The 6000-nt window shown below is 60.3% G+C and carries 5 protein-coding genes; all 5 read right to left on the bottom strand.

Going from position 1 to position 6000, the window contains the following annotated elements; all coding sequences use genetic code 11:
• Positions 1-2: 2 nt before the first annotated feature.
• The 5 genes from AB5Z54_RS07725 to AB5Z54_RS07745 all read right to left on the bottom strand — a co-directional run bounded on the left by AB5Z54_RS07725 (position 3) and on the right by AB5Z54_RS07745 (position 5791).
• Positions 3-1397 carry a CCA tRNA nucleotidyltransferase gene (locus tag AB5Z54_RS07725; RefSeq protein WP_368135346.1) on the bottom strand — a complete coding sequence of 465 codons (1395 nt, stop codon included), beginning with the start codon at positions 1395-1397 and terminating at the stop codon, positions 3-5.
• 164 nt (positions 1398-1561) lie between these two features.
• Positions 1562-2494 (bottom strand): 1-phosphofructokinase family hexose kinase, encoded by a 933-nt coding sequence (locus tag AB5Z54_RS07730; protein WP_006233968.1) that lies wholly within the window; start codon positions 2492-2494, stop codon positions 1562-1564.
• Between the two features lie 189 nt (positions 2495-2683).
• The gene (locus AB5Z54_RS07735) at positions 2684-3616 is read right to left on the bottom strand and encodes a 1-phosphofructokinase family hexose kinase (RefSeq protein ID WP_006233969.1); all 933 of its coding nucleotides are present in this window, start codon (positions 3614-3616) and stop codon (positions 2684-2686) included.
• Between the two features lie 74 nt (positions 3617-3690).
• Entirely contained in the window at positions 3691-5394 is a 1704-nt protein-coding gene (ptsP, locus tag AB5Z54_RS07740) for a phosphoenolpyruvate--protein phosphotransferase (RefSeq protein ID WP_035138206.1), read from the bottom strand.
• Positions 5395-5527: 133 nt separating this feature from the next.
• Complete coding sequence (locus AB5Z54_RS07745; protein WP_022094575.1) at positions 5528-5791, bottom strand: HPr family phosphocarrier protein; 264 nt, start codon at positions 5789-5791, stop codon at positions 5528-5530.
• Positions 5792-6000 lie beyond the last annotated feature (209 nt).

The following is a 6000-nucleotide window of genomic DNA, read 5'->3' on the forward strand; positions in this document are numbered from 1 at the left end:
AGCTAATTCAAGTTGAGATGGACCAAAAGAGCTTCGCGCTCGTTGGGGATTTTGTCTTCGATCACGGCGTCGAGGGCGGAGTTGAGTAGCTGCCCCAGTTCCGGCCCGGGCTTGACTCCGGCACGGATCAGGTCGCCGCCGTTGATGGCGAGCATCTTGAGCGTATAGGGCTCCCCCGCCTTCAGCAGCTCGTGCGCCATCGCGCGCATCTCCTCAATCGTCTCAACGTAATAGAAGCACGACGGGGCCTTGCCGAGCGTGTCGGCACGCTTAAGATCCATGAGCTCGTCCATCAAACGCGGCGTGTCGACGCCCTCGCCAGAAAGCGCACACATCATATTGAGCAGGCAGGATCGCTCGGGACGCAGCGGTTTGTCGTGATATTTGATGAGCAGGCACACGTCGCGCACCAGGTCGTGCGAGAGAGCCAGGCGATCCATAATGACGCGCGCCTTCTTGGCGCCGAGCTCGGGATGACCGTAGAAGTGTCCGCTGCCGGCGTGATCGACCGTGAAGCACTCGGGCTTGGACACATCGTGCAAAAACGCTGCCCACATAAGGCTCGACGAGGGCGCGACGCCGTCACACAGCGCGAGCTCCCCCACCACCGTCAGCACACGGGCGATATGCACGTAGACGTTAAACGCATGATAGACACTGCGCTGATCAAACCCGCGACCCGCTGCCAACTCGGGCACGGCGGCGCAGATGAGCTCGGGATAGCGGAGCATCGCGTCTCCCCCATGACCGGTCGAAAGAATGCCCTCGAGCTCAATACCCACACGCTCACGCGCCACGGCATCGAGCAGCGGCGCGCACTCGGCAAGCGCACGCTTGGTCTCGGGCTCAATCATAAAGTCCAGACGGCAGGCAAAGCGCACCGCACGCAGCATGCGCAGGGCGTCCTCGTTAAAGCGACGCTTGGGATCGCCGACAGCGCGAATCAGCTTGCGCTCCAAGTCACCCTGGCCGTCGTAGCGGTCGACAAGCCCGCGCTCGGGATGCCAGGCCATGGCATTGACGGTAAAGTCGCGGCGCGCCAGATCGTCCTCGAGCGAGGCGGCACGCTCCACACTCTGGGGATGGCGACCATCGGTGTAAAAGCCATCCAGACGGTACGTGGTGACCTCGATACGCTCGCCATCGGAAATAGCCGTGATTCCGCCAAATTTAATGCCCGACTCCACAACCGCGATGCCGGCGGCCTCGAGCGCCGCTTTGGACTCCTGCCACAGGCCGCTACAGCACATATCAACATCGTGGCTGGGGTACCCCATCAGGGCGTCGCGCACCCAACCGCCCACGTACCAAGCCTCAAGACCAGCCGCCTCAAGCGCGCGCAGGACGCGCAAGGACGCATCGGACGGTTGAGTACCGTTGAGCGAAACATTGCACATGCCTATGGCCTCCTGCGACTATCAAATTGGCTATCGATTGCGTCTGCAAGAAGTCTAGCAAGAAACAGTCTCCACTGCACACGCAAGTCCGATAAACAAAAACGCATCCGTCCTAGTCTAAGACGGATGCGAAATAATCAAACTATTCAGACAAGGTGCCGGAACTAGCAGACCTGGCGAACCTCGATGTGCTTCTTATATTCGTCCACCTTGGCAAAATCACCCAGACCGGGGCACTCGACCACGTTGGCGCCAGTGGCCATCGAAAGGCGCAGGGCGTCCTCGACGCGCTCGGGGGCGTCGTGCCACACGGACAGGAAGGCAGCGAGCGAGGAATCGCCGGCGCACACCGTCGACAGCAGCTTGACGTCGAAGGTGCGGTTGGCAAACCAGATATGCTCGCCGTTGGAGAAGTACGCACCGGCGCCACCAAGGGTCAGCAGCACGTTCTTGGCGCCCTTGGCGTGCAGCTCGGCCATAGCGCCCTTGACGGACTCGTCGTCGCCACCGCTCACCTTGATGCCAAAGATGTCAAGCAGCTCGTCGTCATTGGGCTTGATCAGCAGTGGCTCCAGAGCAATGAGGTCTGCCAGCTGATGGCTCGAGATGTCGAGGACGAACTCGGCCCCCTTGGCCTTGACACGGCGCAGGACCTCGGCCAAGAAGCCCTCGGAAGTGTTGGGAGGCAGCGAGCCGCTGATGACCAGGCAGGTCATGTCATCGAGCGAATCGATAAGTTCAAACATCTCCTGCTCGTTGGCCTCATTGATGGCGGCACCGGCATTGACCATGTTGTACTCGGTGTCGGGACCGGCGTTGAGAAACACATTGACGCGCGTAATACCGTCGGTCCACACGGGCTTGACGGGCACGCCCAGGGCCTCGGCGCCCTTAACGATAAACTCACCCGAGAAGCCGGCGAAGAAACCCAGGATCGTGGTGTCGACACCATAGTGGTCAAGCGTAAACGAGACGTTGAGGCCTTTGCCGTTGGGCGTGTAGACGGCATTGCGGGTACGCGTGACGGTATTGGCAGTAAGGCCATCGCAGGCGATGTTGTAATCAATGGCGGGATTAGCAGTGAGCGTGTAAATCATGAATGTTCCTTTCACGAAGCAACGTGTTAATGAAAGTATATTCCACGCATCGGTAAAAGGCTAGGACAACTCGGTGAACGGTGTGGAAGCGATGAAGTACGGCAGGACACCTCTCCCCCATGGCGGAACAAAAAAGGCGCCCCGGCCGAAACCGGGGCGCCGCATGCGCACGAATATGTCGCGTTTCGATTACTGCCGATCGAGCTTGCGGACAGCAACGCGCTTGCTGTACTCGTCGACGTGACCGAAGTCACCAATGCCGACGGACTCGGCAACGTTGGCGCCGGTGGCCATAGCGAGCTTCATGGCCTCCTCGACGTTGTCGCGATCCCTGTACCACTTGTGCAGGAACGCAGCGAGGGTGCAGTCGCCGGCGCAGACGGAAGAGACCAGCTTGATGTTGAACTCACGCTTGGCGTACCAGATGTCCTCGCCGTTGGAGAAGTAAGCGTCGCCGCGGCTACCACGGGTGAGCAGCACGTTCTGAACGCCAGCGTCGTGAGCCATCTTCATGGCGACACGAACCTCGTCGTCGGTGTCGACCGGCACGCCGAAGATGGCCTTCATCTCGTGATGGTTCGGCTTGATGAGCAGCGGCTTCTTGTGAGCGAGCTCCTTGAGCTTATCGGAGGACAGGTCCAGGACGACGTCAGCGCCACGAGCCTGAGCGTGCTCCATGACCTGAGCCAGGAAGTCGGGCGTAGCTTTGGGAGGCACGGAGCCGGAGACGATCAGGCACTCGAGATCGCCCGCGGTGTCCAGGATGTTGTAGAGCTCCTCCTGGTGCTGCGGCGTGATCGGGGCGCCGGGGTTCAGGATGCCGTACTCGTGCTGGCCATCGTTGACGTAGGTGTTAATGCGCGTGATACCGTCGGTCCAGACCGGGCGGCAGAGGCAACCCAGGTTCATGACCTCCTCGACGATGAACTTGCCCGTGAAGCCAGCGAAGAAGCCGAGCGCGACGGTGTCGACGCCCATCTTCTTAAAGGCGAAGGACACGTCGAGGCCCTTGCCGTTAGCCGTGTAGCTGGCCGAACCGGTGCGGACGTTCTCGTCGGGCTCGAGCGGAGAGCTCGAAACCGTCATGTCGACAGCCGGGTTAGCGGTTAGCGTGTAGAACATTTACAGTACCCCCTGTATATGTGAGGGCCGCGTGGCCGGCCCATTCCAACCACGCGGTTACCTCTGATACCAAATTAGCGAGCTGCGGACTCGAGCAGCGCCTTGACCTCGGCGGCGGTGTTGCAGGCGAGCGCCTTCTCGGCGAGCTCGTCGCACTCGGCCTTGGTCCACTGGCTGATGGTCTTACGGGCGCGCAGGATCGACGGAGCACTCATCGAGAACTCCTCCAGGCCCCAGCTGATCAGCAGCGGCTCGAGCAGCGGATCGGCAGCGGCCTCGCCGCACATACCGACCATGATGCCGGCCTTCACGCCGCTCTCGATGATGTTCTTGAGCGAGCGGAGCACGGCGGGATAGTAAACCTGGTACAGGTTGGAGATGGTGTCGTTGCCACGGTCGGCGCACATGGTGTAGCCGATCAGGTCGTTGGTGCCGATGGAGAAGAAGTCGGCGACCTCGGCAAGACGGTCTGCGAGCAGCGAAGCGGCAGGCGTCTCGACCATGATGCCGACCTCGATGTTCTCGTTGAACTTGCGCCCCTCTTCGGTCAGCTCGGCCTTGCACTGCTCGACGAGCTCCTTGACAGCCAAGACCTCCTCGACGCAGGTGACGAGCGGGATCATGATCTTGACGTCACCGAAGGCGCTAGCGCGCAGCAGAGCGCGGAGCTGGACCTTGTACTGGTCGGGATTGGCCAAGCAGTAACGCACGGCGCGGAAGCCCATGAAGGGGTTGTCTTCCTTGACCATATGCAGATACGGAATCTCCTTGTCGCCACCCACATCGAGCGTGCGGATGATGACCGGAGCACCCTTGAGCGCGCTGGCGACCTTACGGTAGGCGTTGAACTGCTCCTCCTCGGAAGGGAGCTCAGCAGAGTCCATGAACAGGAACTCGGAGCGGAACAGACCGATAGCCTCGGCGTCGTGATCGAGCGCGTTGGGCACGTCATCGGGGTTACCGATGTTGCAGGCGATGATCTTCTTGATGCCATCGGCAGTCACGGACGGCTTGCCACGGAAGGCCTCGAGGGCTGCCTTCTCGGCAGCGAAGGCCTCGGCCTTGGCGGTGTAGGCAGCGAGCGTCTCCTCGTCGGGATCGGCCTCGACGATACCCTTGCCACCGTCGACGACAACGGTCATGCCGTTGCGCAGAGCGGTGCAGCTGTTGGAAACCGAAAGGACAGCCGGGATCTCGAGGGCGCGCGCAATAATCGCGGAGTGCGACGTGCGGCCACCGGTCTCGGTAACGATACCGGCAACGTGGGCCTTATCGATCGTGGCGGTCATGGACGGCGTGAGGTCGTGCACGACAACGACAGTGTTCTCGGGCAGGACGGAGAGGTCGACGACCTCCTTGCCCAGCAGCTCGGCCAGAATACCGGTGCGGATGTCGGCGATGTCGGCCGCGCGCAGACGGAACATCTCGTCGTCCATGGACAGGAACATGTTCTCGAACATGGTCGAGGTGTCCATGAGCGCCTGCTCGGCGCAGGTGCCGCCGTCAATGGCGGCGTTAATGGCGTCGGTCATGCCCGGGTCCTGAGCCAGGACAATGTGTCCGCTCATGATCTCGGCCTCGGCCTCGCCCACCGTCTCCTTCATGTGGTCGGCCTGAGCCTGGGTCTTCTCGCAGAAGACCGAAAGAGCGGACTGATAGCGCTCCTTCTCTGCTGCCGAATCAGCAACCTCGTGCGGCTCAAACGTCAAGTCGGGATCGACGGCGACCATGACGGTGCCGATACCGATGCCCTCGGAAGCGTTGACTCCCTGATACATTCCCATTCCTCTCTCCGTGTCATATGATAAAGCGTTTTGCCATATCCATGACAAAAGAGCGCAGCTACCTTACAACAGGTCACTGCGCCCCCAAATATGAACTTAGTTGTTCAACATGCGACCCGTTTGAGTTCTACTCGCCAAGACCGCTCTTGATGAGCTCGATGGCAGCAGCCAGAGCCTCGGCCTCGTCAGCGCCGTCGCACTTGACCTCGACCTCGGTACCGCAGGGGATACCAGCAGCCATGAGGGCCATCGGGGACTTGCCGTTGACCTCCTTCTCGGGGGTGACGACCGTCACGTCACAGGCATACTTGCCCATGGTGGAGGCGAACAGACCAGCCGGACGCATGTGCAGACCCTGAGGATTAACGAGGGTAGCCTTCTCAGAAACCATAGTTGACTCCTTTTTGTGTTTAACCCCTGTCATGCATGTGGCAGGAGTCAGATTCACGACGTTGTTTATATTAACTCACATCAAACGGTTTTTCATTATGTTTCGGACGAATTGTTGGACAGATGTGTTTGTCCTTGATTATCAACTTCATCCGAACACTTCCCACATTCATCCGCACATGTGCGGATGAATGTGGGAACCCGATACCT

This window comes from Collinsella aerofaciens, from assembly GCF_040910185.1.
Taxonomy (GTDB): domain Bacteria; phylum Actinomycetota; class Coriobacteriia; order Coriobacteriales; family Coriobacteriaceae; genus Collinsella; species Collinsella aerofaciens_BF.

Bases quoted from the DNA above. Each gene is read 5' to 3' on its own strand.
- AB5Z54_RS07725 (WP_368135346.1), bottom strand. From the start codon at position 1,397: ATGTGCAATGTTTCGCTCAACGGTACTCAACCGTCCGATGCGTCCTTG.
- AB5Z54_RS07730 (WP_006233968.1), bottom strand. From the start codon at position 2,494: ATGATTTACACGCTCACTGCTAATCCCGCCATTGATTACAACATCGCC.
- AB5Z54_RS07735 (WP_006233969.1), bottom strand. From the start codon at position 3,616: ATGTTCTACACGCTAACCGCTAACCCGGCTGTCGACATGACGGTTTCG.
- ptsP (WP_035138206.1), bottom strand. From the start codon at position 5,394: ATGTATCAGGGAGTCAACGCTTCCGAGGGCATCGGTATCGGCACCGTC.
- AB5Z54_RS07745 (WP_022094575.1), bottom strand. From the start codon at position 5,791: ATGGTTTCTGAGAAGGCTACCCTCGTTAATCCTCAGGGTCTGCACATG.